We start from the raw sequence: 22352 nt of genomic DNA, 5'->3' as shown, positions 1-22352 counted from the left end.
ACCGTGCGGGCGACTCGCGCCATCAGTCTCGTGTTCGCCGGCAGTGGCGCGACCCAGGCGTCCTGGATGTCCCGGCTTCCCGCGATTCTCGATCAAACCCACACCGATGTCGTACGCCTCAGCGCCGGCCTGGTCATGCTGGGCCTGGGCACGCTCGTCGCGATGGCCCTGACCGGCCCCGCCATCAGCCGCTTCGGTGGCCGCCCGGTGGTCACGGCCGGCTTCGCCCTGACGATGGTCTCGCTGATCACCATGGCGGCGGCGCACTCGGCGACGGCGCTGGCGGTGGCGATGCTGGGCGTGGGCGTGGGCGGCGGTGTCTGGGACGCGGGCATGAACGTGCAGGCCGCCGCGCTGGAGAGCCGCCTCGACACGCACCTGATGAGCCGTTTCCACGGCTGGTGGAGCATCGGCAGCATGGCCGGCGCGGGGGTGGGCCTGGCCGCCGCCGCGCTGCGGGTCGGGCTGCTGCCGCATCTGTCGGCGGTCCTGGCAGCGACGGCGGTGGTGTTCGCCTGTGGTGTGACGGCCTTCGACGACTCCAAGCGCGGCGGGCCGGACGCCACCGGCTCGCGGCTGCGGTCACCGGCACGACGGCTCGCGGCGATCGGCACGCTGCTGTTCTGCGGTGCGGTGGTGGAGGGCGCCGCCGGTGACTGGCTGGCCGTCTACCTCAACCAGGACCGGCTGCTCACGCACGCCGGGGCGGCCCTGTGGTATGCGTTGTTCGTGTCCGCGATGGCGGCCGGCCGGCTGATCGCGGAGCGCCCGCACCGCCACTTCGGCGCCGTCGGCCTGGTCCGGACCGGCGCGGTGGTGACGGCGCTGAGCATCATGCTGGTGGTGGCCGGCCCCACCGGCCCATGGCTCTACGTGGCGGCGCTGGGCTGGGGCGCCGGGATCTGCTGGGTGTTCCCGGCGGCGCTGAGCGCGACCGGGAGTGTCGCCGCGCCGTCGGCCGTCGCCGCGATGACCGCCGTGGGGTACAGCGCGAGTGTGGCCGGCCCGCTCGTCATCGGACGGCTGGCGCACGCAGCCGGTCTGGAGACGGCGATCGCCGCCATGCTGCCTCTGGTGCTGACCGTGGCGCTGCTGGCTCCGGCGCTGTCCGGGGCCGACCCGGAGCCCGCGAGATGAAGCACCGCAGGCCGAACCCGCGGACCGTCGCCCGGACCTCGCGGGGGCCGGCCGGGCCACCGGCGCGCACCGGCAGGTCGGTCAGGTAGTCGCGCCAGGTCTTGCGGTCGTTCTGCCAGGCCTCGATGTAGCGGACACAGTCGATCGGCTGGATGAACCGCAGCCTGCCCTTCGCCGCGCCCAGCGACCGCAGCATGTCCCCGCCGCGCGGGGTGCCGGGGCCGATCCGTTTCTCGATCTGCTCGATCAGATCGAGCCGGGCGGCGAGGAACCGGCTCCAGTAGCCGGTCTCCGCGGGGATCGGCTGCCCGTGGTCCAGGCCGGCGAAGATGCCCTCGGCCAGCACGTCGCCGAACTCCTCGCCGCGGGCCCGGTCCGGGTCGGCGAACGGGTCGTAGTGCTGCTGCACCGCGACGCCGGCCTGGGTGACCGGCCGCAGCCCGGTCTCGCCCAGCAGGAAGAACCAGTCCTCGTTGTAGACCTCGGGGAAGAACGAGTCGATCCGGCCGGCCGGCACCGCCAGGGCTCCGCCGCCGATGAAGGTCTCCTGCGGCTGCCCGGTCTCACGGTTGGCGTGGCACACCACCGAGTTGTCGGGGCAGCCGGTCACATGCAGGCCGACGCCGTCGTGGGTGTCGAGCAGGGCCGCCGCGCGTTCCAGGTCGGCCGGGTCCGGCACATGGATGTCGTCGTCCAGGAAGACCACGGTGTCCCAGCCGGACATCCGGGCGAGCACCAGCCCGAGGTTGCGCTTGGCGCTGGTGTCGGCGCGGCGCTGCAGGCGGGACCTGCCGAGGACGGTCGACGTCTCCAGCCTGGGCAGCGCCGCGACGCCGTCCTTGGGGAAGTCGACGGCGACGACCCGTAGCCCGGGCTCGCCGGTGAGGCGGCGGATCACCGGCCCCGGCCGGGACCGTCCGCTGCAGAGCACGAGCAGGGTGGCGTCGAGCAGGGCGGCGAGGCGGCCGGCTTCGACGAGGGACGCCTCGGCGCGGGCGCTGGGCACGATCACGGCGTCCACCGGCGCGCGGCGGTCGCCTGGCGCCGGCGCCCGGATCAGGCCGCGGTGCGAAGGATGATGTCCGACCCGGCTCATGCCTCGGTCACGGGCGACCACTCGTGCAGCAGCCCGTCGTCCTGCGTCCAGTCGGGTGTCACCACGGCTCCGTTCACGTTCATCCGGACGCGCATCAGGATGCTGAACGCGGAGGCGTCCGGGAAGCGTTGCCGGATGTGGTTTTCGTTTCGATCCCGAAACTTCTGATCGGTCAACGCGCGGACCGCGCCGTACGTTCCGCGCCCGAACATGCCATTACACAATGTCACTGTTCGGCGTGCGTTGTACGGACTTTTCCCGCGAAAGAAGTGGGCCACGTCCTCCAGCAGGGACCCGTTCGACGCATCGAGCACGGGCTCGAAGACCTGCCCGTCGACGGTGGAGAACCCGCCCGCGTCCTCGTCGTTGGGGCGGCGCTGCTGGCGCACCGGCAGATCGAGCCGGCGGGTGATGTCGCGGTTCACCGCGTTCCAGTCGACGCCGCCGATCAGCACGAGGTGCGAGGTGAAGTCGTCCTCCACCATCTCCTCGGACCGGCAGATGCGGACCTCGGCGGCCGGGTTCACCGCGCGGATGTGGCCGTGCACCTCCAGCAGCGCGTCGAGGTCGGCGAGGCTGTAGGAGCGGACGTAGTCGGGGTCCTTGGTGTCGGTGAACGGCATCCGCTCGCGGAACCGCTTCGGCAGGCTCCCGCTCACGATGATGATCGGCCGCTGGTCGGGGAAGAACCAGGTCCCGCTGGCCGCGTCGCCGGGCACCCGGGCCGGGGCGGCGCCCTGCGGCTCGTCCTCCTCGTGCTCGCCGGGGAAGCGCAGGCTGAACAGCTCGGCATACAGCTCCTCGCGGGCGTGCCGTTCGCCGCCGGTCATCTCGTGCTCGCCGAGCAGGCGGGCCGGGCTGGACTCCACCGACCGCGGGGTGGCGAAGAACGCCGCATACCCGGCCAGGCGGCTGGCCGGGGGCAGCGCGGGGTTGCGGGTGGACTCCCACGAGGAGATCAGGGACAGGCTGAGGGGACCGTGCTCGCCGCCGAGCGCCTCGGCGATCTGTTGCTGGGTGACCTTCAGCTCGGGCCAGAGCTGGGTCCGCAGTTTGCGCAGACGTCGTGCGAGGCGTGCGCCATCGGGCTGTGCCGGCTGCATGGGAGGCAATCCTTCAGTGAACTAAAAACAATCCGCAAAGCCTAGGGGAATCGATCGCTCACTGCCAGTGCCGGGAGGCCCGCTGTGCACAGCCTGCCGAGCCCCGCCGGAGAAGCGTGAATGAATCCCTGTCGTCACCTTGCTTCACGCGACTTGAGCGACTTAACCTAACTTCAGTCAAGTCCCCTGAAGGTGGCCCCCGGGAGGCCACCCCAGCGGCCGACCTCCGGCTGCGCCCGCCCCGGCGTCGCTCATCGGCATCGCCGGCCCCGGCCGGCGAGAGCGACACGGTCCCGCGGCAGCCGGAGGGGGCTGCCGCGGGACCACCCCTTCCCCGCCGTGTTCGTTCCCCGGCGGTCATCAGGCGATCGGCTACCCAGCGTCACATTCCGTGGGATCGCTCCCATGACGACGATGCGCAGGCGGGGCCACAGGCCATCGATCGCCACTGATCATCTGTGGTTCGATGTCGCATGGACGCAACGTCATTGAAACGAACACCGCCATTCCGGATCGCACATCGTTCAGCAGAGGCTGGGGGCCGTCAGCCGTTCTGACGTGCGGATACACGGCGCGGACTTATCGCTTAGGGACCTTTACTTTCGTCGATGTGACGCATAGCTTGATGCCATCCAGCGAAAGTTATGGATTCCTGGACGACATCGCGACATCACACTTCCCGACGAACGGCGTGCCGGCAGGGACAACCTCCCACCACACTCCGTGATGTTGTGCTGCCGTCTCACGAGTGGAAGGAGACGCATGGACGACGCCGTTCTCTCCCGACGTTCCCTGTTCGCCGCCGGCGCTGTCGGGCTCGCCGTGCCCGCGATCGGCGCGGCCGTGTCCTGGAACGCCGGCGCGGCACACGCGGGGGCGACCCGGAAGGTCACCATCTACGCCGAGGCTCTGCCCGGTGGGCTGTTCGGCTACGGGCTGGCGCCGGGGCAGGCGACCGTGCCGGGGCCGCTGCTGGAGATCTACGAGGGCGACACCCTCGAGATCACGCTGGTCAACACCACCAACCAGCGACTGTCCATCCACGCGCACGGGGTCGACTACAGCACCAGCTCGGACGGCAGCCCGCTGCACGCGTCGTACAACAATCCGGGTGAGACCCGTACCTACGTCTGGCGGTCGCGGGAGATGTTCGCCGCGGCCGGCCGCCGGTTCATGCCGGGCAGCGCCGGCTACTGGCACTACCACGACCACGCGATGGGCACCGACCACGGCACCGGCGGCGTGGCCAAGGGCCTCTACGGCGGGCTGATCGTGCGGCGGCGCGGCGACATCCTGCCGGACCGGCAGTTCACCGTGGTCTTCCACGACATGACGATCAACAACCGGATGGCGCCGAACACCCCGATCTTCGAGGCGAACCTCGGCGAGCGGGTCGAGTGGGTGGCCATCGGGCACGGCAACCTGTTCCACACCTTCCACCTGCACGCGCACCGCTGGGCCGACAACCGCACCGGCATGTTGGAGAGCATCAGCGACCCGAGCCCGACGATCGACAACAAGGACCTCAACCCGGGCAGCTCGTTCGGGTTCCAGGTGCTGGCCGGCGAGGGCGTCGGGCCGGGCGCCTGGATGTACCACTGCCACGTGCAGAACCACTCCGACGGCGGCATGTCCGGGATCTTCCTGGTCCGCAACGCCGACGGCAGCATGCCGCCGGGCGCCGAGGAGGCGATCCACCGGTTCCAGGGCCACACGCACACCACCACGTCGCAAAGCCACGACGATCATGGGGGGCACGGCGCATGAGATCACAAACCACTCAGGGGGTACGGCGAGCGCTGACCACCGCGGCCGCGGTGCTCCTCGTCCTCACCGGATCAGCACAGGTCACGTCACCGGCGACGGCGGCGGCGCCCACGGCCGCGGCGGCGCCGCTGTCGGTGCTCGTCTTCCACGGGGCGGCCGAGGATCAGGACGATCCCGTCGCCAAGGCCGCGGCGACCATCGACGCGCTCGCGGACGCGGCCGGCTTCACCACCGTCGAGTCCACCGACCCGGCCGTCTTCACCCCGGCGGAACTGGCCGCGCACCGGGCCGTGGTGTTCCTGTCGGCGACCGGCGCCGACCTCAGCCGTGACCAGGAGAGCGCGCTCCAGTCGTACCTCAAGGCGGGTGGTGGTTTCGTCGGCATCGCCGACGCCGCGAAGGCGCAACTGGACTCGACCTGGTTCACCGGCCTGATCGGGACCCGCCCGGCCGGCTCGATCCCGGCGTCGGAGCCGGTCAGCAAGGTCACCGCGAGCGGCGAGAACCCGCCCAACGAGACCAAGGAGAAGCTGACCGACGCCGACAACAACACCAAGTGGCTGGTCCGCACCGCGACCGGCTGGGTGACCTACGAGCTGGCCGCCGCGAAGGCGATCACCGGGTACGCCCTGACGTCGGCCAACGACTTCCCCGGTCGTGACCCGAAGGACTGGACGCTGCAGGCCTCGGCCGACGGGCAGGCCTGGACCGAGGTGGACAAGCGGACCGGCCAGACGTTCGCCGACCGGTTCCAGACCCGCCGGTTCGACCTGGCCGCGCCGCAGAACTACCGGTTCTTCCGGCTGGACGTCACCGCCAACAGCGGGGAGCCGCTGATCCAGCTGGCGAACCTGCGGCTGTTCACCGCCGAGTCGGTCACTCCCCCGCCGCCCACTGTCAACCAGGCCGTCGTCGACGTGCTCGACACCCGGCACCCGTCCACCGCGGGCCTGCCGCGCACCCTCACCCGGTCGGACCGCTGGTACAACTGGGACCCGAACCCGCTCGGCGCCGTGCACACCGTCGCGCAGGTCGAGGAGCGTCACTACAACGCCGGGACCAGCGCCAACGGTCCGTTCCACCCGATCTCCTGGTGCCGTGACTACGACGGCGGCCGGTCCTTCTACACCGGCATGGGCCACACCGCGGGCGGCTACGACGAGGACGCCTTCCGCAAGCACCTGACCGGCGCCCTGAAGTGGGCCTCCGGCGTGGTACGCGGAGACTGCCAGGCCACCATCGCGGCGAACTACAGGACCGAGCGGCTGACCACGGCGAACCAGACCGGGCAGCTGGACCAGATCGGCGAGCCGCACGGCCTGACCATCACGGGCGACGGCACCGTCTTCTACGTCGGCAAGGCCGCCTGCCCGAGCGGGCCGGTCGTCAGCTGGGACGATCCGAAGGTGGGCCTGGGCTGCGGCACCATCCACTCGTGGAGCCCGCGGACCAAGCAGGTGAAGCTGCTGACCACGCTGCCGGTGATGGGCAACCGGGGCAGCGGCACCGAGCTGGTGAAGAACGAGGAGGGCCTGCTCGGCATCGTGCCGGACCCGAAGTTCGCCGAGAACGGCTGGCTCTACGTCTACTGGATGCCGCACGACTCGATCGACCGCACCAAACGCACCGGGGAACGGACCGTCAGCCGGTTCACCTACGACGCGCAGGCGCAGACCATCGACCAGGCGACCCGCAAGGACCTGCTCAAGTTCCCGGTGCAGATCCACAGCTGCTGCCACGCCGGCGGCGGCATGGCGTTCGACAAGGCGGGCAATCTCTACATCGGCTCGGGTGACAACAACTCGTCCGAGGGCTCGCAGGGCTACTCCGGCAACAACTGGACCCAGGAGTACGCCGGCATCTCGTTCCAGGACGCGCGGCGTACCTCCGGAAACACCAACGACCTGGCCGGGAAGATCATCCGCATCCACCCGGAGGCGGACGGCACCTACACGATCCCCTCGGGCAACCTGTTCCCGCCGGGCACCGACAAGACCCGTCCGGAGATCTACGTGATGGGCGTACGCAACATCGCCCGCCTGCAGATCGACCCGGAGACCGACTGGCTGACCGCCGGCTGGGTCGGCCCCGACGCCACCAACCCGAGCCCGGAGCTGGGCCCGGCCAAGTACGAGACGGCCACCATCATCACCTCGGCCGGCAACCAGGGCTGGCCGTACTGCATGGGCAACCGGCAGCCGTACCGCGACCGCAGCAGCACCGACGCCACTCAGCTCACCGGCTGGTACGACTGCGGCAACCTGAAGAACACCTCGCCGCGCAACACCGGCCTGGTCGACATCCCGCCGGCCCGCGACAACATGATCTGGTACGCCCCCGGTGGTGGCGGCCCGGTCTTCCCGCCCCGCGCCGACGGCAGCGGCGTCCCCAGCTACGTCAACGCGGACGCCGTCTACACCCAGCCGTACCTGCGCGGCGGCGGCCAGGCCGTGATGTCCGGCCCGACCTACCACCACGACCGGGCCGACCCGGCCAGCACCGTGAAGTGGCCGGTCTACTGGGACGACAAGTGGTTCATCGGCGACCAGTCGAACGCCGCCAACCGGGTCGCGATCACCGTCGACCCGGCCGGGGTGCCGCAGCAGAGGCCGCCGCTGTTCGGGGAGACGCTGCGCGCCATCCTGCCCGGCGGCAACGCCGACAACCGGCTGATGAGCTGGATGGACGCCAAGTTCGGCCCGGACGGCGCGCTCTACCTGCTCGACTACGGCGGCGGGTTCTTCAGCCTGCACGCGGCACAGAAACTGCTGCGCGTCACCTACACCGGCGGGGCGGCCACCCCGGCGCCGCAGGCCACCTCGGTCGCCGTGCAGAACAAGCCGCTCACGTACGCCTTCACCGGCTCGCGGTCCGGCGGCGTCGGCCACCGGTGGGAGTTCGGCGACGGCACCAACTCCACCGACGCCGACCCGCGGCACGTGTACGCGAAACCGGGCACCTACACCGCCCGGCACACCGTCACCTACGCCGACGGCGAGACCGTCACCGTGCCGGTCACCGTCGAGGCCGGCTGTGCGGTGCCGGACACCCGGGCCACCGTGTGGCTCGGCGACACCGACACCGGGGTGCCGAGCAAGCAGGTGGGTGGCGGCTGCACCGTCAACGACCTGATCGACGACGAGAGCACCTGGCCCGACCACGACAGTTTCGTCCGGCACGTGACCGGCATCGCCCGCGAGCACCTCGACACCCGGCAGGCCGGCGTGCTGACCAGGGCGGCGGCGGCGTCACCGATCGGCCGGCCGGGTCACACCGGGTACGAGCCGCTGTTCGACGGGACCGCCGCGTCGCTGCGGGACTGGCAGCAGGCGCCGACCGGATCGTTCTCCGTCCAGCCCGACGGCTCGCTGCGGCCGGCCGGTGGCCTGGGCATGCTGTGGCACACCCGGGAGCTGGCCGACTTCTCCCTGAAGCTGCAGTTCCGCGACATCGCGCCGGGCTCCGGCCGGGCCAACACCGGGGTGTTCACCCGGTTCCCCGACCCGCGGATCCCGCTCGACCAGCGGCCGGCGGGCAGCTGCGGCACGGTCGGATCGGCCCGGACGTCGCAGGCCTGGGTGGCCATCTTCTGCGGTCACGAGGTGCAGATCTACGACGGGGACACCGGCGAGCCGCAGAAGACCGGATCGATCTACAACTTCGACCCGGTGACCCTGGCCGACGCCCGCGTCACCCCGAAGAACCAGTGGAACGACTACGAGATCCGGGTCGTCGGGCAGCACTACACGATCATCCGCAACGGCGTGGTCATCAACGAGTTCGACAACACCCCCGGCAAGCAGTCGTCGAGGGCCGGGGATCCGCCGACCGACCTGCGGCAGTTCCTGCGCGGGCACATCGGGCTCCAGAACCACGGCGACAGCGACATCGCCGAGTTCCGCAACGTCCGGGTGCGCGCCCTCTAGCGAAGTCAGGAAGGTGCCATGAACCGAACCATCCCACGCCTGCGGGCCGGGGCGGCGCTCATCGTCGCGCTGCTGCTGGCGGTCCTCGCCGGCGCCACCCCACCGGCGGCCGCCGCGCAGACCCTGACCTGGACCGCGAGCGACGACATCACCGCCTACCGTTCCGCGCCCACCACCGCCGTCGCCGGAGCCACCACGATCGTCTGGGAGAACAGCGCGGCCACCGGCAACACCACCGGCATGCCGCACACGCTCACCTTCGACACCAGCACCGACGGCTACAACCACGACGTCACCGTCAACATCCTGGCCAGCCCGTTCGACGCGAACAACGGCCGGCACCAGACGACCGTCACCCTCACCCCCGGGAAGTACCGCTACTTCTGCACCATCCCGGGGCACAGCACGATGGTCGGCGAGCTGACCGTCACCGCCGGCGGCGGCGACCCGGACACCACCGCGCCCACGGTCACCGCGCAGGTCTCCGGAAGCCGCGACACCCAGGGCGCCTACCTGGGCTCGGCCACCGTGACCGTCGCGGCGTCCGACACCGGCTCGGGGGTACGCGCCGTCGAGTACCAGGTCGACGACACCGGCTGGCAGGCGTACACGGCGCCGGTCGTGGTGAGCGCCGCCGGCGACCACGCGGTGCAGTACCGGGCCACCGACAACGCCGGGAACACGTCGGCGGCCGGGTCGGTGTCGTTCCGGGTGGCGCCGGCCCAGCAGCAGGACACCACCCCACCGGTGGTGTCCGGGCAGGTCGCCGGTGACCGGGACAGCGCCGGGAACTACCTCGGCACGGCCACCACCACCGTCACCGCGACCGACAGCGGTGGCTCCGGGGTGGCCCGGATCGAGTACCAGCTCGACGGTGGCGCGTGGACGGTCTACACCGCGCCGGTCACGGTGACCGCCGTGGGCGCGCACATGCTGCACTACCGGGCCACCGACAACGCCGGGAACACGTCGGCCGAGCAGATGGCGCACTTCACGATCGTCACGCCGCCGGTGCCGGACACCACCCCGCCGGTGGTCGGCGCGACGGTGACCGGCGAGCGGGCCGGCAACGGCGACTACCTGGGCACGGCGACCGTCACCGTGACCGCCACCGACGCCGGGACCGGGGTGAAGTCGATCGAGTACCGGCTCGACGACGGGGCCTGGACGGCGTACACCGTGCCGGTCGCCGTCGCGGTGCTCGGCGCGCACACCGTCCGGTACCGGGCGAGCGACAACGCCGGGAACACGGCGGCGGAGAAGTCGGCCGCCTTCACCGTCGCCGAGCGGGGCGCGGACTCCTGCCCCGACTCCGACACCCGCGACACCGTCGTCATCGACGGCGTCGACACCCGGATCCGCAACACCGACACCGGCAACGGCTGCACCATCAACGACCTGATCGCCGAACGGGCCGTCTACCCCACCCACGCCGCTTTCGTCCGGCACGTGGAGGCCGTCACGACCACCCTGGTCACGGCGGGCAAGCTCACCCAGCGGCAGGCGGGGACGATCGTCCGCGCCGCGGCGGCATCGAACAAGGGAGAACCAGCATGAGGCTCATCGCCGCCACTGTCGGCGCCGTCCTGCTCACCACCGCGCTCACCGGCGTCCCGGCCGGCGCCGCGCTGGTCACCCACTGCATCGGCACGGGCGGCGCGGTGACCGTACCCAATGACCTGCTCGTCCCGGCCGGGGAGTCCTGCGACCTGACCGGAACCGTGATCACCGGAAACGTCAGCGTCGCCGCCGGGGCCAACCTGGTCATCGACGGCGGCCGCGTCGACGGCGAGATCCGGGTCGCCGCCGACGGATACCTGGACGCCTCCGGCAGCACCGTCGCCGGGTCGGTGATCCTCGCCGCCGGCGGCTACGGCCTCTACCTGCGCGACGCCGCGACCGGATCGGTGACGGTACGCCCCAAGGGCACCGCCACCATCGACGGTTTCCTGTTCGCCGAGGGCACCACGATCACCGGCTCGGTCAACGCCCAGGCCGGCGAGGTACGCCTGGACAAGGGCAGCGAGGTGTCCGGCGGGGTCAGCACCACCAACACCCACTACACCGACGTGCACGACTCGTTCGTCGACGGGGTGCTGTCGGTGCTGAACAGCTCGACCGGCACCGTGGTGTGCGGCGGCTCCGTCCGCGGCCGGTCCACCTTCTCCGGCAACCTCGGCGGGGTGCAGCTCGGACCGAACGGCGGGCTCGACAGCTGCGCGTCCGGCGGCTACTTCGGACGCGACGTCAGCATCACCAGCACCACCGGCGGCGTCACCGTCGACGACACGATCATCGACGGCGCGCTGACGGTCACCGGCAACAGCCCGGCCGCCCGGGTCGCGGCGAACAACCGCATCCGCGGCGGGGTGATCGGTGAGCAGGCGTCCGGCGCCACCGCGTCGGCGCAGCGCCGGGCCACGGCCGCCGTCACCGACCGCGAGGAGGCCGGCGACCGGCGGGCCGAGCAGCGGCGGACGGCGGCCGAGACCGAGGCGGCCGCCGCCGGTCAGGCCGACCTGTAGTCAGTCCCGCGGGCCGGGCGCCACGTCGGCGCCCGGCTCCAGGGCCTTCGCCATGATCTGCTCGTGGCGCACCCCGTCGGCCATCAGATCTCCCCGTTCGCCGGTGTCGCCGAACCCGGCCCGCCGGTACAGGGCGATCGCGTGGTGGTTGCCCTCGGCGACGGCCAGCCGCAGCGTGTGTGCCCCGCGGTCCCGCGCCCACCGTTCCACCGCGGCGATCAGCACGTCGCCGACGCCGCGCCCGCGCCCGGCCGGGGCCACGTACATCGAGATCAGCTCGGCCACCCCGTCCTCGCCGGCCGGCACCCCGCTGGCCATCCCGACCGGCTGCCCGTCGACGGTCACCACCAGGTTGTACGAGCCGGGGATCGCCAGCCGGTCCCGCCAGCGCTCCTCCCGGTCGCCGTCGCCCTGCCAGTCCGCCAGCCGCGACCCGAAGGCGTAGGGCGCCTCGGTCAGCGCGGCGAGCCGCAGCTCCCGCCAGATCTTCCAGTCGTCGGTGGTCAGCACCCTCGTCGCGATCATGCGTGCAGGCTGCCGCACCGGCGCAATCCGGACAACCGATATCCCGGCGGCGTAGCGTGGGCGGCATGCGGAGGCGATGGCTGTTCGCGGACCAGCTCGGGCCGCACTTCCTCGACGATCCGGGGCAGCCGGTCCTGCTGGTCGAGTCGAAGGCCGTCTTCCGGCGGCGCGTCTTCCACCGGCAGAAGGCGCACCTCGTGCTCTCCGCGCTGCGGCACCGGGCCCGCGACGGCGACGTGCGGCTGGTGCGCGCTGAGACGTACGCCGAGGTGATCGACGAACCGCTGACCGTCTGCCATCCCACCTCCCGCGCCGCCCGCGGCCTGGTCCGGCGTCTGCCGGGCGTCGAGATGCTGCCGCCGCGCGGCTTCGTCACCTCCCCGCAGGACTTCACCGCGTGGGCCGGCGGCCGCGACCACCTGCGGCTGGAGGACTTCTACCGGCACGCGCGGCGGCTGCACGGCGTGCTGATGGACGGCGGCGAGCCGGCCGGCGGCCGGTGGAACCTCGACACCGACAACCGGCAGCCCCCACCGCGCGGTGCCCGGCAGCTGGACGTGCCGGCGCCGCCGGCGATCACCGAGGACGACATCGACCAGGAGGTACGCGAGGAGCTGGACCGCTGGCAGCACGACGACGGCATCGCGTTCGCCGGCGCGGACGGCCCCCGCCTGTTCCCGGTCACCCGGCAGGAGGCGCTGGCCCGGCTCCGGCACTTCGTCGCGCACCGGCTGCCCGCGTTCGGCCCCTACGAGGACGCGATGCTCGCCGGTGACCCGTGGATGGCGCACAGCCTGCTCAGCCCGGCGATCAACCTGGGGCTGCTCGACCCGGCGGAGGTGATCGAGGAGGCCGAGCACGCGTACCGGTCCGGGGCGGCGCCGCTGGCCGGGGTGGAGGGCTTCATCCGGCAGATCCTCGGCTGGCGTGACTTCGTCTGGCACCTGTACTGGTATTTCGAGCCGCGGTACCGGGCCGTCAACGAGCTGCACGCCCGCACCGAGCTGCCGAAGTGGTTCGCCGAGCTGGACGCGGACGCGGTCGAGGCGCGGTGTCTGTCCGACGTGCTCGCCGGGGTCCGTGACCGCGGCTGGGTGCACCACATCCCGCGGCTCATGGTGCTCGGCAACTACGCGATGCAGCGCGGCTGGCGGCCCGGCGCGGTGGCCGACTGGTTCCACCGGTGCTTCGTCGACGGCTACGAGTGGGTGATGACCGCCAACGTCGTCGGGATGAGCCAGTACGCCGACGGCGGCCGGATGAGCAGCAAGCCGTACGCGGCCGGGGGCGCCTACGTGCACCGGATGAGCGACTACTGCGGCGGCTGCCGCTACGACCCGAAGGTGCGGGCGGGCGCGGACGCGTGCCCGTACACGGCCGGGTACTGGAGTTTCCTGGCCCGCCACGAGCGGGAGCTGGCCGGCAACCACCGGATGGCCCAGCCGTTGCGCGGCCTGCGCCGGCTCACCGACCTGGACGCCCTCGTCGAGCAGGAGAGGGCCCGCGGCTCCCGCGCCCCGTGACCGCCGGTCAGGGGCTGACCCGGCGGGCCGCCACGGCGTCACGGATCGCCGGGGCCAGCGCGTCGGCGATGACCGCGTAACCGGCGCTGGACGGGTGGAACCGGTCGGCGCTGAACAGCGCCGGGTCGGCGGCGAACGCCACCGACGTGACGGCGTCGACGTCGGCGACCCGGGCGCCGGCCACGGTCGCCGCACGCGTCTGCTCCTGCCGCATCGCCCGGCTGCCGGCGCTGACCAGCATCCGCATCTGCGGCGGCACCCACGGCACCACGCTGAGATCCGGCGCCGGCGCCACCACCACCTGGGCCCCGGCGTCCCGCAGACGCCGGACCGCGTCGCCGAGCAGCTCCCCCGCCTGCCGCGGCGGGACCAGGTGGGTGAGGTCGTTCGCGCCGATGACGATCAGCGCCAGGCCGGGCGCCCCGGCGGCGGCACGGGCGACCTGGGCGGACAGTCCGCGGCTGTCGGCGCCCGGCACGGCGTGCACCCGCAGGTCGACGGTGTGGCCGTCACGGGCCAGGACGGCGGTCAGCCGGGCGCCGAGGGTGTCGGCCGGCCGTGCGGCGCCCTGCCCGTACGCGATGGAGTCCCCGAGGACGGCGAAGGCAAGTGTCACAGCGGATTCCAACGCCGCCCGCGGCGGCCTACATTCCCCGCACCCGGGTGCCGGAAGCCTGCACGGCCAGCATCAGGCACGAGCGGATCGGATCGCCGTCGACCACCACGGCGCAGGCGCCGCAGGTGCCGTCCGTGCAGGCCACGCGGCATCCGGGCAGCCCGCACTCGGCGGCCAGCACGTCGGCGAGGGTACGGCCGGGCGCCACGTCGAGGTCGTGCCGGGCGCCGTCGACGATCAGCCTCACCCGCACCGGCCGGCTCCCTGCCGCGCGTGCCGCAGCGCCCGCCGGGCCAGCACCCGGTACGCCTGCCGCCGGGCCGGGCGGGTCGCGTCGTCGTCGAGCCGGCGGGTGTCCTGCTCGGCGGCGACCTCCGCGGTCAAGGCGATCGCGGTGTCCGAGAACCTGGTGCCGAGCAGGGCGTTCTCGGCGGCGACGGCGCGTACCGGATGGGGCCCGGAGTTGACCAGGCAGAGCGCCGCCGCACTGACCACGCCGCCGGTGACGGTCACCGCCGCCATGGCCGCCGCCTGCGGGTAGATCGAGGAGCGCCGGTCCTCCGCGTAGCCGATCCCGGTGCCGTCCGGCAGCGTCGGCAGCCGTGCCTCGACCAGCAGCTCCTGCGGGCGGCGGGCGGTCGTGAAGGGCGCGGTGAAGAAGGTGTCCGCCGGCACCGTACGCCGCCCGTCCGGCCCGTCGAGCACCATCCGCGCGCCGACCGTCACCGCCACGGCCGGCCACTCGGCGGCCGGATGGGCGTAGGCGAGACTGCCGAGCATCGTCCCGCGGGCCCGGATCGGCGGATGCCCGATGTGCTGCACCACCACTCGCAGCAGGTCGCCGAGCGCCCCGCCGACCACACCGGACTCGAACGCCCGGTGCCGGACCAGCGGCCCGACCCGCAGGCAGCCGTCGTCCTCGGCGAGCGTGTCGAACCCGCCGACCCGGTTGATGTCCACCAGCCGGCACGGCGGCGCCCCCGGCCGGGTCACCACCGGCACCAGGCTCTGCCCGCCGGCCAGCACCGACGTCTCCCCGTCGGCCAGCGCGGCGAGCACCTCGCCCACCTCCCGCGCGGCGATGTACTCCACGGCCGCTGGTCTCATCCGGCACTCCTCCCCGTTCGGTGCAGAGGTGTATCGACCGGTGTACCCCGCCGCAAACCTCGGGGCACCAAAGAGGCCGTTTCCCCCCGGACAGGTGACCCGCGCTACAGCGCGTGCCCGATCGTCGCGTCGACGTGATCCGGCACGTCGCCCGGCCGGTCCCCCACGGTCAGCGTGCCGGTCGGCTCCACCATGAGAATCGACGCGCCGGCCTGGGACGACGGTTTGTGCTCGGCGCCGCGCGGCACCGTGAAGACGTCCCCGCGCCGCAGCACCACGCTGCGGTCGCGCAGGTCGATCGTCAGGTCCCCGTCGAGCACCAGGAAGAACTCGTCGCTGTGCTCGTGGGTGTGCCAGATGTGCTCGCCACGCACCTTGGCGATGCGGACGTCGTGGTCGTTGACCCGGGTCACGATGCGCGGGCTCCACAGCTCCGCGAAGGACGCCAGGGCCGTGGTCAGGGAGATCGGTTCGCTCACCGTCTCATCGTGCGATCTTTGCGGGGTACGACGTGAGTGCTAGGAATCGCACATGACGCAAGAATCCTTGCACCGGGTGGTGGCCCTGGTCGACGCCGGCTCCAACCCGTTCGAGCTCGGCTGCGCCACCGAGGTGTTCGGGCTGCGCCGCCCCGAGCTGGGCCGCGACCTGTACGACTTCCGGCTGTGCGCGGCCACCCGCCGGATCCGGATGCGTGACGGCTTCTTCGAACTGGCCGGAATCGCCCCGCTGGACGCCGTCGACGAGGCGGACACGGTGATCGTGCCGAACCGGCCGGACATCGACGTCCCCCGCCGGCCGGCCGTTCTGGACGCGATCCGCCGGGCCCACGCCCGCGGCGCCCGGCTGGTCGGCTTCTGCAGCGGGGCGTTCACGCTGGCCGAGGCGGGGGTGCTCGACGGGCGGCGGGCCACCGCTCACTGGCAGTGGGCCGCCCGGTTCCGGTCGCGCTTCCCTCGCGTACATCTGGAGACCGACGTCCTGTTCGTCGACGACGGTGACATCCTCACCTCGGCCGGGAGCGCCGCCGCCCTCGACCTGGGTCTGCACCTGGTGCGGCGCGACCACGGCGCGGAGATCGCCAACGCGGTGAGCCGCCGTCTCGTGTTCGCCCACCGCGACGGCGGCCAGCGGCAGTTCATCGAACGCCCGATCCCCGACATCCCGGACGACTCCCTGGCCCCGCTGCTGGCCTGGGCGCGGGAACACCTGGACCGTCCGCTGAGCGTCGCCGACCTGGCCGCCCGCATGACGGTGAGCCCGGCGACGCTGCACCGCCGCTTCCGGGTCCAGCTGGGCACCACCCCGCTGGCCTGGCTGACCGGCGAGCGGGTCACCCTCGCCCGCCGGCTGCTCGAACGCGGCGAGTCACGGCTGGACGTGGTCGCCCGCCGCAGCGGGCTCGGCACCGCGACGAACCTGCGCGCGCTGGTGCGTCGCGAGACCGGCCTGACGCCGAGCGAGTACCGCCACCGGTTCAGCCGGGACGACGCGCCCGGACGGCGGTGATCAGCATGCGTGTCACCTCCTGTGGGGTGCTTCCGCGGCGGGTCACCGTGCTGAGGACGGCGCGGGATGCCAGCGTCGGACCGGAAACGCACGGTGCGCACCGGCAGCCCGGCCCGCCGGGCCAGTTGCCCGATGGTCCGCAGCGTCGGTTGGCCGCCGTTCATGCCCACAGGCTCATCGTTCCAGCGGGTGGAGAGTCAAGCCGCGCCGACCAGGCGCCGGAGCAGCCGGTTGACTCTCCGGTGGCCTGAGGTCCGAAGCTGTGGGGGTGAACGGTGAGGATCTGCTCAACATCGGCGCGTTCGCCTCGGCGACCGGGCTGACCATTCCGGCGCTGCGCCACTACGACGAGATCGGTCTGCTCCGGCCTGCCCGGGTCGACCCGGGCAGCGGCTACCGGCGCTATCGGCGGGACCAGATCGACGAGGCGCGCCTGGTCTGCGGGCTTCGTGCCATCGGCGTGCCGATCGACGAGGTGCGCGCCGTGGTGGGACGGCCCGGCGGGCACGTGCGGTCGGCGCTCGACGTGCACCGGGACCGGCTGGTCGCGCAGCTGCGCGAGGTGTCGCAGCGGATCGTCGCCGTCGACGAGTTCATCGAGAAGGGAACCGCCATGCCCGTACCGCAGAGTCCGCGTCCCGTGCAGATCCGCATCCCGGTCGCCGACGTCACCGCCGCGGCCGCCTTCTACACCGCCGCCTTCGACGTCGTCTTCAACGAGGCGATCTCCTCGGTGCAGTTCGGCACGTATCGCAGCGACCGGTTCTTCCTGATCACCTTCGAGGAGGCCGGTCCGGGGCAGCCCCGCGGCGGGGTACGGTTCGGACTGCTCGCCGACGATCTGGAGGCGGCACACAGCCGGGCCGTGGCGGCGGGCGCGGTGGAGGTCGCGCCGCCTGCCGAGTACGCGTGGAAGCCCCGCACGTCCACGCTGCGTGACCCGGACGGCGCCGTCATCGACCTCACACAGGGCTGACCGTGCCGGAGCCGGGCGAGCTACCATCGCCGGATGCCGGAGCGTGGCCATCTGATGCGTACGCTGGTCGCTCTCGCCGTGACGCTGGTCGCGGGGGCGGCCCTGCTGTTCGGCGCGCCCGCGCAGTCGGGCTCACCGCAGCCGCTGTCGGTGGCGGCGGCCTGGCCCCGGGCGCAGCGTGGCAGCGTCCCGTCGCACCTTCCGGACGGCAGCCTCTACACACCGGGCCTGTTCTTCGACGCCCGCACCTCGGCCGGGACCGCCCGCACCGCGGACACCAAGTTCCTGCGGCTGGTCGTCGTCGAGCCCGACCGGCCCGTGCGCGAGCTGCGGCGGGTGCCGTCGGCCGACCGCAGCCCGTTCACCGCGCTGACCGGCTCGGGCGACACGCTCGTGTGGGTGGAGACGGTCAAGGGCAAGCCGGAGCTGTGGACCGGTGACCGCGCCGGCAGGACGCCCGCCCGCCTGCTCACCGCCGATGTCGGGGCGCTGCGACTGTACGACTCGGAGTACGACCTGACCCTCACCGACGGCCTGGTGCGGTGGGCGGCGGCGGACCGGGACGGCACCGAGTTCCGGTCGGTCCCGGTCGGTGGCGGGCCGGTGACGACACAGCGTGCGGCCGGTGACTGGGGCCTGTCGGCGTGGCCGTGGGCGGTCGACGGGCAGACCGCGGCCACCGGCGCGAGCACCCTGCGCAACCTGGACACCGGGCAGACCGTGGCCGTGCCGACCGGGCGGCGTTCGGTCACCGCGTGCAGTCCCGCCTGGTGCGAGCTGGTGTCGATCAACGAGGACGGCGACACCCGCATCGAGCTGTCCCATCCGGACGGGTCGGCCCGCCGCACGATCGCCGAGGGCACCGTCGGCACGGTGATCAGCGACGTGGTGGTGCTGGACCGCTTCGAGGTGATGGGCCGCGTCGGGCCGCAGTCGGAGCTGAGCGGCAACCAGGAGCTGCTGCTCCACGACCTGACCGACCGCAGCACCGTCCTGGTCAGCCCGGATGCCGCCGACATCTCGTACCGGGCCGGCGTGCTGTGGTGGTCGACCGGCGACCGCAACTCCTACGTCCGCAACTCCCTGGATCTCCGTACCGTCTGACGGCAGCGGGGTTCACTCGCCCGTGGTCGTGTAGTGCGCCACCGCCAGAAGGAGACCGGCTGTTCCCGCGAAAGCGCCGCCCCCGGTGAGAACAGCGGCGGGGACGTTGCTCCCCGCGGCGATCGACAGCCATACCGCAGCGCCGCTGATGAGAGTGGAGGCGGGCAGGATGCGCAGCAACAGCATCCGCAGGGGCCTCCTCGTACGGCGGACGGGCGGCTCGGGGTCGGTCTTCACAGGAAAGTACTGCGAAGGTCGGTCACTCATGGCATCCACCTAAGCGAATCAGGCTTCCTCGGCCCCCTCAGTGTCTATTCAACCTGGTGACTAATCTAGTCTCCTTCACATGCTGCCAGTCGATCTGACTGCGCACCGGTTCTGCCGTATGGCAGCTAAACAAGGTGCGAATTAGTGACAATTGCGGCTAGAACGTCCCGCCATGCATGGCATCTTTCGATCTTCCGCACAGATGAGTAAGGTTGAATGCGATGACTAGATCACTCTCACCTATCACGTCCTCCTCGTACGTCATTGATGGACCGCTGGCGCCACTTCAACCCATCGCGAACAGGTGCACGGCAGGAAATTGCCCTACCGTCTACGTTTCCGAGGCGGGCGGGCAGACCACTGCGGTGGTGCAGGGACACTTGGTCGATGCGGAGCGCGCGGGCGTCCCTCTCGCCGACGGTGAGGTGCTGGTGCGCATTCCCCTCGAGTTGCTGACCGAGGCGGCACTCCATGTTTCGGATCTGCAGAGGGATCGAACCAGGAGGAAGGAGGCGTAGCATCCCCACAGCCATCGGCGCTCTCGGGGACGACGAGCCGATCGGGGCCGTCCTTGCTCGCATGCGCCGGATCAAGCGAATGAGCGGCACCGAACTGGCCGGGCTCGTGGGCATGAGCCAGGCCAAGATCTCGCGAATAGAGCGAGGCGTAGGTGGACTCAACCCGGACGATGTCGACGTCATCGCCCGGGCCCTCGGCGCGGACGACACAGAGACACAAGCTCTGGTGGCCCGCGCGGTTCACACGTTCGACCGGATGACCGACTGGCGGCCGGCCTCGACCGGGATGGCGGTTCAGCAGAAGACGCTCGCTGATTGGGAGGCCGGCGCCAGTTGCATCCGCGTGTTCGAACCGTCGCTCGTGCCCGGATCGCTACAGACCCATGGGTATGCGAAACTCATCCTTCGCGTCTTTCGGCAACTTCTCGTCCTGACCGACGAGGACCGATCCGAGGCCGCGTTACTGGCTGCGGTCTCCGCTCGTCTCCGGCGGCAGGAAGCCCTCGCTGACCCCGCCATCTCCTTCGAATTCGTCATGGGCGAGGCAGCGCTGAAACGCGGGAGCCGGCCTCCGGTGGAGATGCTGGCCCAGATAAGTCATCTGCGCGAGGTCGATGCCCACCATCCGAACGTGAGCTTGAAAGTAATTCCCGACGACGCGCCTACCGTCATCCCCCTGTTGCACGGATTCACCGTGATCGACGATGTTCTGGTCGTGGTCGATCTTTACAACACGGGCCTCCTGTCCCGGAGCGACAGGGATGTGACAAGTTACCGCCGGACGTTCGATCTGCTCGACGGGCATGCAGTTCCCGTGGCCCCGTTCCTCGACCGCTACCAGGCGACCTACATCGAGATGCTGAAATAGGTCCGAGGGGCGGCCCGGGGTCACCTCGGCAGACCGGTCAGGCGTAAGGCTGTTTCGGCTGGTCGATCTCCTGCCAGGAGCGGACGTCGAGGTAGGCGATCTGCGCCTGGTTGACCGGGTCGGTGCCGACCTCGGGGCTGTAGACGCCTTCCACGTCGACCCAGGCGTCCGGGGGCGCGTCGATCGGGGCGCCGGTCATGCCGATCTTGATGGGGCGGCCGTCGGCGGCGCAGCAGGCCAGCACCATGCGGGCCAGCATGGGTTTGCCGTCCGGGCCGGGGGTGATGAAACCGGTCAGTTTCACGGTGCGGCCGGAGAGGCTGCGGCCGCCGTCGAAGACCGCGCGGCCCGCGTAGTCGAGCAGGCCCACCTCGACCGGGTCGCCGGCCGGCAGCGGCGGGTAGTCGGAGGCGGCGGCCGGGCCGACACTGCCCGACTGGCCGGCCGCGAACGAGCCCAGCGCCGGTGGGGAGAGCAGCAGCAACGCCATCACCGGCGCGAGGATGAGCCAGCCGACGCGGGGCTCGTGGCCGGCGTGCCCGTGCCCGTCGTCATCGTCGTGATGAGCGGGAGCGGTGTCCGCCTTGCGGAGGCGGGCCGCACGCAGGTCGTACCAGATGGTCATGATCGCGGCGGCGACCAGCAGCAGACCCGCAGCCAGCAGGAAGGGCCGGAGGCCTTCCTTGACGTAACGCAGGAACGTGTCGGTGACGGTGGACTTGATGATCGCGCCGCCGAAGAGCAGCATCACGACCGCCTGGGTGATCCGGCTCACAGCAGCGCCGCCCCGAAGGCCGTGCCGACGACGATCGCGGCGACGAAGGTGGTCGGCGCGAACCGCAGCATGAACCGGCGGCCGAAGACCCCGGCCTGCATCGAGATCAGTTTGAGGTCGACCATCGGGCCGACGACCAGGAAGACCAGGCGCGACGTCAGCGAGAACTGGGTCAGCGAGGCGGCGACGAAGGCGTCGGCCTCACTGCAGATCGAGAGGAGTACGGCCAGAGTCGCCAGCACCAGGATCGAGATGATCGGGTCGTCGGCGAGTTTCTGCAGCCAGGCGCCGGGGACGACGACGTTGATGGTGGCCGCCGCGGCGGCGCCGAGGACCAGGAAGCCGCCCGCGTGCATGACGTCGTGCCGGCAGGCCGCCCAGAACGCGCGCGCCTTGGAGGTGTCGTCGAGATCGGGCCGGTGCGGCAGCTTGATCCACTCGGCCTTGCCGAGGCGCAGCCACAGCCAGCCCATCGCGACCGCCACCACCAGGCTGGCCACGCCCCGGGCGACCGCCATCTGCGGCTGGCCGGGGAACGCGATCACCGTGGCGGTCAGCACGATCGGGTTGATCGCCGGGGCGGCGAGCAGGAACGCGAGCGCCGCGGCCGGGGTCACGCCGCGGCGGATGAGGGAGCCGGCGATCGGGACGCTGCCGCACTCGCAGCCGGGCAGGACCACACCGGCCATGCCGGCGGCGGGGACGGCGAGCGCGGGATGGCTGGGCAGCGCACGCGCCCAGAAGCTGCGCGGCACGAACACCGCGATCACCGCGGACAGCACCACCCCGAACACCAGGAACGGCACGGCCTGCACCATCACCGACACGAACACCGTCGTCCACGTCTGCAGGCCGGGACCGGTCAGCCAGCCGGCGAGCCGGTTGCGGACCAGCAGCAGGAGCACCAGCACGACGGCCAGCGTCTCCAGCGATCCGATCCGCCACGACTCCGGCTCGGGTGTGCCGGACTCGTCGGCACGGGCTGCCGCGTTCTCGGTTGTGGTCACCTG

At 71.8% G+C, this 22352-nt stretch carries 19 protein-coding genes; 10 read left to right on the top strand and 9 right to left on the bottom strand.

Annotation, left to right across the window (positions count from 1 at the left end):
- Positions 1–3: 3 nt before the first annotated feature.
- Positions 4–1137, top strand: a complete 1134-nt coding sequence (locus tag BM290_RS39295; protein ID WP_093621050.1) for an MFS transporter — start codon at positions 4–6, stop codon at positions 1135–1137.
- Positions 1138–2229: 1092 nt separating this feature from the next.
- On the opposite strand, the gene BM290_RS39290 is transcribed toward BM290_RS39295, so the two are convergent.
- Positions 2230–3336 (bottom strand): XRE family transcriptional regulator, encoded by a 1107-nt coding sequence (locus tag BM290_RS39290; RefSeq protein ID WP_203779586.1) that lies wholly within the window; start codon positions 3334–3336, stop codon positions 2230–2232.
- A 762-nt stretch (positions 3337–4098) separates the two neighbouring features.
- Here BM290_RS39290 and BM290_RS39285 point away from each other — a divergent pair.
- The 4 genes from BM290_RS39285 to BM290_RS39270 are packed head-to-tail and all read left to right on the top strand — an operon-like array spanning position 4099 to position 11554.
- Positions 4099–5103: a multicopper oxidase domain-containing protein gene (locus BM290_RS39285; RefSeq protein WP_093621048.1), complete on the top strand. Its 1005-nt coding sequence runs from the start codon at positions 4099–4101 to the stop codon at positions 5101–5103.
- A complete protein-coding gene (locus BM290_RS39280) occupies positions 5100–9029 on the top strand; it encodes a ThuA domain-containing protein (RefSeq protein ID WP_093621047.1) in 3930 nt (1309 codons plus the stop codon). Before BM290_RS39285 ends, BM290_RS39280 begins: the two co-directional genes overlap by 4 nt.
- Positions 9030–9047: 18 nt before the next feature.
- Complete coding sequence (locus BM290_RS39275; RefSeq protein WP_093621046.1) at positions 9048–10586, top strand: cupredoxin domain-containing protein; 1539 nt, start codon at positions 9048–9050, stop codon at positions 10584–10586.
- A complete protein-coding gene (locus tag BM290_RS39270) occupies positions 10583–11554 on the top strand; it encodes a hypothetical protein (protein ID WP_093621045.1) in 972 nt (323 codons plus the stop codon). Before BM290_RS39275 ends, BM290_RS39270 begins: the two co-directional genes overlap by 4 nt.
- Here BM290_RS39270 and BM290_RS39265 read toward each other — a convergent pair whose 3' ends face one another.
- Positions 11555–12079 (bottom strand): GNAT family N-acetyltransferase, encoded by a 525-nt coding sequence (locus tag BM290_RS39265; protein ID WP_093621044.1) that lies wholly within the window; start codon positions 12077–12079, stop codon positions 11555–11557.
- Between the two features lie 65 nt (positions 12080–12144).
- Here BM290_RS39265 and BM290_RS39260 point away from each other — a divergent pair, with 65 nt between their 5' ends.
- A complete protein-coding gene (locus BM290_RS39260) occupies positions 12145–13602 on the top strand; it encodes a cryptochrome/photolyase family protein (protein ID WP_093621139.1) in 1458 nt (485 codons plus the stop codon).
- A gap of 7 nt (positions 13603–13609) precedes the next feature.
- Here the strand turns inward: BM290_RS39260 and BM290_RS39255 are convergent, their stop codons facing one another.
- From BM290_RS39255 to BM290_RS39240, 4 genes are all read right to left on the bottom strand, one after another.
- Positions 13610–14218 carry an SGNH/GDSL hydrolase family protein gene (locus tag BM290_RS39255; RefSeq protein ID WP_093621043.1) on the bottom strand — a complete coding sequence of 203 codons (609 nt, stop codon included), beginning with the start codon at positions 14216–14218 and terminating at the stop codon, positions 13610–13612.
- A 28-nt stretch (positions 14219–14246) separates the two neighbouring features.
- Positions 14247–14471 carry a 2Fe-2S iron-sulfur cluster-binding protein gene (locus BM290_RS39250; RefSeq protein ID WP_093621042.1) on the bottom strand — a complete coding sequence of 75 codons (225 nt, stop codon included), beginning with the start codon at positions 14469–14471 and terminating at the stop codon, positions 14247–14249.
- Positions 14462–15325, bottom strand: a complete 864-nt coding sequence (locus tag BM290_RS39245) for an FAD binding domain-containing protein (protein WP_093621041.1) — start codon at positions 15323–15325, stop codon at positions 14462–14464. The genes BM290_RS39250 and BM290_RS39245 overlap by 10 nt, the downstream gene beginning before the upstream one ends.
- Positions 15326–15429: 104 nt before the next feature.
- A complete protein-coding gene (locus tag BM290_RS39240; protein ID WP_093621040.1) occupies positions 15430–15804 on the bottom strand; it encodes a cupin domain-containing protein in 375 nt (124 codons plus the stop codon).
- Between the two features lie 52 nt (positions 15805–15856).
- Between BM290_RS39240 and BM290_RS39235 the strand changes: the two genes are divergently transcribed.
- The 3 genes from BM290_RS39235 to BM290_RS39225 all read left to right on the top strand — a co-directional run bounded on the left by BM290_RS39235 (position 15857) and on the right by BM290_RS39225 (position 18914).
- Entirely contained in the window at positions 15857–16834 is a 978-nt protein-coding gene (locus BM290_RS39235; RefSeq protein ID WP_093621039.1) for a GlxA family transcriptional regulator, read from the top strand.
- A gap of 268 nt (positions 16835–17102) precedes the next feature.
- Positions 17103–17810, top strand: a complete 708-nt coding sequence (locus BM290_RS50360; RefSeq protein WP_143134092.1) for a MerR family transcriptional regulator — start codon at positions 17103–17105, stop codon at positions 17808–17810.
- A gap of 33 nt (positions 17811–17843) precedes the next feature.
- A complete protein-coding gene (locus BM290_RS39225) occupies positions 17844–18914 on the top strand; it encodes a hypothetical protein (protein ID WP_093621037.1) in 1071 nt (356 codons plus the stop codon).
- Positions 18915–18926: 12 nt separating this feature from the next.
- On the opposite strand, the gene BM290_RS39220 is transcribed toward BM290_RS39225, so the two are convergent.
- Positions 18927–19181: a hypothetical protein gene (locus tag BM290_RS39220; protein ID WP_143134091.1), complete on the bottom strand. Its 255-nt coding sequence runs from the start codon at positions 19179–19181 to the stop codon at positions 18927–18929.
- 471 nt (positions 19182–19652) lie between these two features.
- Between BM290_RS39220 and BM290_RS39210 the strand changes: the two genes are divergently transcribed.
- Positions 19653–20567, top strand: coding sequence for a helix-turn-helix domain-containing protein (locus BM290_RS39210; RefSeq protein ID WP_093621035.1), 915 nt, complete (start codon positions 19653–19655; stop codon positions 20565–20567).
- Between the two features lie 37 nt (positions 20568–20604).
- On the opposite strand, the gene BM290_RS39205 is transcribed toward BM290_RS39210, so the two are convergent.
- Complete coding sequence (locus BM290_RS39205) at positions 20605–21342, bottom strand: TIGR03943 family putative permease subunit (RefSeq protein ID WP_093621034.1); 738 nt, start codon at positions 21340–21342, stop codon at positions 20605–20607.
- On the bottom strand, positions 21339–22349 hold the full coding sequence (locus tag BM290_RS39200) for a permease (RefSeq protein ID WP_373871106.1): 1011 nt from the start codon (positions 22347–22349) through the stop codon (positions 21339–21341). Before BM290_RS39200 ends, BM290_RS39205 begins: the two co-directional genes overlap by 4 nt.
- Between the last annotated feature and the right edge of the window lie 3 nt (positions 22350–22352).

It is taken from the genome of Actinoplanes philippinensis (assembly GCF_900113015.1).
GTDB lineage: Bacteria > Actinomycetota > Actinomycetes > Mycobacteriales > Micromonosporaceae > Actinoplanes > Actinoplanes philippinensis.
The sequence above is the reverse complement of the archived record's forward strand: the minus strand, read 5'-3'. Positions and strand labels throughout refer to the sequence as shown.

What these genes read in the sequence shown, in the direction of transcription:
- BM290_RS39235 (WP_093621039.1), top strand. Translation starts at nt 15,857, where the DNA reads ATGACGCAAGAATCCTTGCACCGGGTGGTGGCCCTGGTCGACGCCGGC.
- BM290_RS39290 (WP_203779586.1), bottom strand. Translation starts at nt 3,336, where the DNA reads ATGCAGCCGGCACAGCCCGATGGCGCACGCCTCGCACGACGTCTGCGC.
- BM290_RS39245 (WP_093621041.1), bottom strand. Translation starts at nt 15,325, where the DNA reads ATGAGACCAGCGGCCGTGGAGTACATCGCCGCGCGGGAGGTGGGCGAG.
- BM290_RS39225 (WP_093621037.1), top strand. Translation starts at nt 17,844, where the DNA reads ATGCCGGAGCGTGGCCATCTGATGCGTACGCTGGTCGCTCTCGCCGTG.
- BM290_RS39270 (WP_093621045.1), top strand. Translation starts at nt 10,583, where the DNA reads ATGAGGCTCATCGCCGCCACTGTCGGCGCCGTCCTGCTCACCACCGCG.
- BM290_RS39210 (WP_093621035.1), top strand. Translation starts at nt 19,653, where the DNA reads ATGTTTCGGATCTGCAGAGGGATCGAACCAGGAGGAAGGAGGCGTAGC.
- BM290_RS39275 (WP_093621046.1), top strand. Translation starts at nt 9,048, where the DNA reads ATGAACCGAACCATCCCACGCCTGCGGGCCGGGGCGGCGCTCATCGTC.
- BM290_RS39285 (WP_093621048.1), top strand. Translation starts at nt 4,099, where the DNA reads ATGGACGACGCCGTTCTCTCCCGACGTTCCCTGTTCGCCGCCGGCGCT.
- BM290_RS39220 (WP_143134091.1), bottom strand. Translation starts at nt 19,181, where the DNA reads ATGAGTGACCGACCTTCGCAGTACTTTCCTGTGAAGACCGACCCCGAG.
- BM290_RS39280 (WP_093621047.1), top strand. Translation starts at nt 5,100, where the DNA reads ATGAGATCACAAACCACTCAGGGGGTACGGCGAGCGCTGACCACCGCG.
- BM290_RS39260 (WP_093621139.1), top strand. Translation starts at nt 12,145, where the DNA reads ATGCGGAGGCGATGGCTGTTCGCGGACCAGCTCGGGCCGCACTTCCTC.
- BM290_RS39265 (WP_093621044.1), bottom strand. Translation starts at nt 12,079, where the DNA reads ATGATCGCGACGAGGGTGCTGACCACCGACGACTGGAAGATCTGGCGG.